Source organism: Hyalangium sp. (assembly GCF_035629615.1).
In the GTDB taxonomy this organism is placed as follows: Bacteria; Myxococcota; Myxococcia; order Myxococcales; family Myxococcaceae; genus Hyalangium.
This window is the reverse complement of sequence record NZ_DASPHO010000209.1, coordinates 1-3,281: the sequence shown is the minus strand read 5'-3', so window position 1 is coordinate 3,281 and position 3,281 is coordinate 1. Positions and strand designations below refer to the sequence as shown.

General features: G+C 68.9%; 4 protein-coding genes and 1 pseudogene. 1 reads left to right on the top strand and 4 read right to left on the bottom strand.

Annotated features, from left to right (window positions below):
- Nucleotides 1-293: M23 family metallopeptidase (locus VD972_RS10710; protein ID WP_324984840.1), on the top strand; the 293-nt coding region annotated here is incomplete at its 5' end.
- Between the two features lie 16 nt (nucleotides 294-309).
- Here the strand turns inward: VD972_RS10710 and VD972_RS10705 are convergent.
- The 4 genes and pseudogenes from VD972_RS10705 to VD972_RS10690 all read right to left on the bottom strand — a co-directional run.
- On the bottom strand, nucleotides 310-1,203 hold the full coding sequence (locus tag VD972_RS10705; RefSeq protein WP_324984837.1) for a 3-keto-5-aminohexanoate cleavage protein: 894 nt from the start codon (nucleotides 1,201-1,203) through the stop codon (nucleotides 310-312).
- Nucleotides 1,204-1,236: 33 nt separating this feature from the next.
- Entirely contained in the window at nucleotides 1,237-2,022 is a 786-nt protein-coding gene (locus tag VD972_RS10700) for an enoyl-CoA hydratase/isomerase family protein (protein WP_324984834.1), read from the bottom strand.
- A complete protein-coding gene (locus VD972_RS10695) occupies nucleotides 1,965-2,669 on the bottom strand; it encodes a TetR/AcrR family transcriptional regulator (RefSeq protein ID WP_324984832.1) in 705 nt (234 codons plus the stop codon). Before VD972_RS10695 ends, VD972_RS10700 begins: the two co-directional genes overlap by 58 nt.
- A 78-nt stretch (nucleotides 2,670-2,747) precedes the next feature.
- Nucleotides 2,748-3,281, bottom strand: a pseudogene (locus VD972_RS10690) (hypothetical protein); the annotation flags it as partial.

The window sequence follows — 3,281 nt, the reverse complement described above, 5'->3', positions numbered from 1 at the left end:
GCCTCTACACCACCTACTTCCACATGTCGCGCATGGACGTGAAGCCGGGCACGAAGGTGAAGCAGGGGCAGAAGCTGGGCCTCGTGGGGAAGACGGGCCGCGTCACCGGCCCGCACCTCCACTGGGGCGTGAAGGCGGACGGGCTCTGGGTGGACGGGCTCTCGCTGCTCAAGCTCGACTTCTTCGGCGCTCCGGAGCCGCGAGTGACCGCCTCCGCCACGCCCCCGGCCCTGCCCTCCCCCACCGCGCCTGGCGAGGATGAAGGCACCGCCACGGTGACGGCGAACCCCTGAGCGGGGCGAGCCAGCGCTACCAGGCCTGGGGAATGCTGAGCGCGGCGCGGGCCTCGTCCGGCGTCATGGGCTCGCGGCCCACGTCTCGCGCCAGCCGCACGGCCTTCTCCACCAGCGGCCCGTTGCCCTTGGCCATCTGCGTGCCCGCGGTGTCCAGGTAGAAGTTGTCCTCCAGCCCCACTCGGACGTTGCCGCCCAGCACCAGCCCCGCCATGACCAGCGGCCACTGCACCTTGGAGATGCCGATGATCTCCCACGTGTCCTGAGGTCCCACCTGCCGGGCCATGTGCGCCAGGTTCTCCGCGGTGGGGGCCACGCCGCCCAGCACCCCGAGGATGAAGCTGTACTGGAGCGGCGGCTTGAGCGCCCCCATGGCCAGCAGCGGCTGCGCGTTGTGGATGTGCCCCAGATCAAAGCACTCCAGCTCCGGCTTGGTGCCGCCCGCGCGCATGGCCTGCGCCGCCATGAGGATGTCCGAGAAGGGGTTGGGGAACACGAAGTCGAAGACGAAGCCCTTCCGCTTCTCCGAATACTTCGCGTAGTTCATCGAGCCCATGTTGAGCGCCGCCATCTCCGGCCGCGTCTCGGGGACATAGGCCAGGCGGCCCTGCTTCTCCGTCTCGGACTCGACGCCCATGTTGAAGCCACCGGTGGAGAAGTTGATGATGATGGGGCTGCGCGTGCGCACCTCGTCACGGATCTGCCGGTAGATGTCCGTGCTCCACGACTGATCGCCCGTCTCGGGCTCGCGGCCGTGGATGTGCACCACCGCGGCGCCCGCCTCGTACGCGCGCTTCGCCTCCTCGGCGATCTCCACGGGAGAGTACGGCAGATACGGACACTGCTCGCGCTTGGCCAGCACGCCAGTCAGCGCGCAGGTGACGATGACCTTGTCCTTCACCAGGGGCATGGGACTCTCCTCCGCGCGCGGGGCGCGATCAGCTCAGCGGTCATTCCACTTCGGGGGACGCTTCTCCAGGAAGGCGGCGACACCCTCGCCAGCGTCCTCGGCCAGCACGTTGAGCGAGAGCTGGGATGCCAGGAACTCCAACGCCGCTGGCAGCGGCATGTCCTCCGCGGTGAAGAAGGCCCGCTTGCCGAGCGCCAGGATCGCCTGGCTCTTGCCCGCGAGCTTCTCCGCCAGTGCGCCCACGGCTGCATCGAGCTCCGCCGCGGGCACCACCCGGTTGAGCAGGCCCAGCGCCAGCGCCTCGCGCCCGGGCAGCCGGTCTCCCGTCATCACCAGCTCCAGCGCGCGCTTGCGGCCCACGTGCCGCTGCAGGAGCGCCATCATCATCATCGGGAAGAGCCCCACGTCGATCTCCGGCGTGCCGAGCTCCGCGTGCTCGGCCGCCACGGCCAGATCACACGCCAGCACCAGCCCGAGCCCTCCGGCGAGCGCATGCCCGTTCACCCGCGCCACCGTGGGCTTGCGGCACCCCTGCAGCCGCATGAGCAGCGTGGCGTACGCGCGCCGGCCCTCGTGCATGCCCAGGAAGCCGCCCTCCCCCATCTGCCCGAGATCTCCTCCCGCGCAGAACACCTTCTCCCCAGCGCCGGTGAGCACCAGCACCCGCGCGGCCGGGTCCGCCTCCGCCCGGCCAATGGCCTCCATCAGCCCCTGGACCACCGCCGCCGACAGCGCGTTGCGCGCCTTCGGCCGGTCGATCGTCACGAGCGCCTGGGCACCTTGGATCGCGTAGCGGACTTCTCCTGATCCTTCTTCCATGCCACCTCCGTGGCGCCCTCGCGCGCGTGGACTCCGTGAAGAAAGAACTCGGCCAGCTGCTTCTTGGCTTGCTCCAGCTTCTCCGGATCCTTGGGATCCACCATCCCCATCACCAGCGCGGTGAACGCCATCTCGATGTTGCCGAAGAACATGGCCGCGGCCAGCTGCAGATCCACCTCGGGCCGCAGCTCGCCGGCAGCCTGGGCCCGGGTGAGCATCTGCGTGCACAGCTGGATGGCATCCGTGAAGGCCGTCTGCCGGTTCACCCGGCCTCCAGGGCTGCGGGCGATCTCGACGATCAGCACCTTCACGGTGCGCGGATCCACCCGGTACGCCTCGAAGGCCACGTCCGCGATGCGGCGCACCTTCTGCTCGAGCGTCCCCTCGCCCTCGGCCACCGCGCGCACGCGGGTGATGAAGCCGCTCCAGCCCGTCTCGAAGACGGTCTCCAGCAGCTCATCCTTGTTCTTGAAGTAGTGGTAGACGAGCCCGTAGGCCACGCCCGCCTCGCTCGCCACGTCCGCGATGCGGCACCCGTGGTAGCCCTTGCGCGCGAAGACCTCGATCGCCGCCCGGAGGATGGTGTGCCGGCGCTCGCTCTCGCGCGACCCTGCGTCGGCTGCCTTGCTGGTCTGCTGCTGGCTCACACGCCCTCCGCGGCCGATTGACTCGAAAATCAGCCGCGGAGGACCCTACGGACGGCGGGGCCGCCGGTCAATGCCCTTCTAGAAGACGAAGCCCCTGATCGTCGGCGAGGGCACCAGCACGACGTGCCCGTCCTCCTGGGCCGCCGTGTACTTGCAGTTGGCGCTCACCTTGAACTTGATGCCGGGAGCCGGGAACGGGGGAGGCGGTGGGTTGGCGGCCGGATCGTGCTGATCGCGGATGACGAAGCGCTCGATGGAGAAGGACGGGTAGGTGAAGGCGACACCCTGGCCCAGGCTCTCCACGATGATCGGGCCAATGCCGCCGCCGCTGCAGCCGTCACCGTCCTCGTTCTGGGCGATCCGGTTGAACCAGGGATCGGCCAGCAGGAAGACGGACTCCGCCGCTTCGAAGTGAGTGATGGTGACGTCTGCGTCATCGCGCGGCTCGAGCTGCTTGACGACGGGCCTCTGGTTGAGCGCCGACCTGACGCGATCCAGCCCGTGCGGCCAGCTCGTCCAGATGATGCGCTCTTGCACCCAGATCAGGGTGGTGACGTCGTACTTGCCGTTCTTCCCATCCCACTTGGAATTACCGTTGGTGTCGACGAAGCG

Excerpts from the sequence above, each read along its gene's own strand:
- VD972_RS10705 (WP_324984837.1), bottom strand. The coding sequence starts at position 1,203 with ATGCCCCTGGTGAAGGACAAGGTCATCGTCACCTGCGCGCTGACTGGC.
- VD972_RS10700 (WP_324984834.1), bottom strand. The coding sequence starts at position 2,022 with ATGGAAGAAGGATCAGGAGAAGTCCGCTACGCGATCCAAGGTGCCCAG.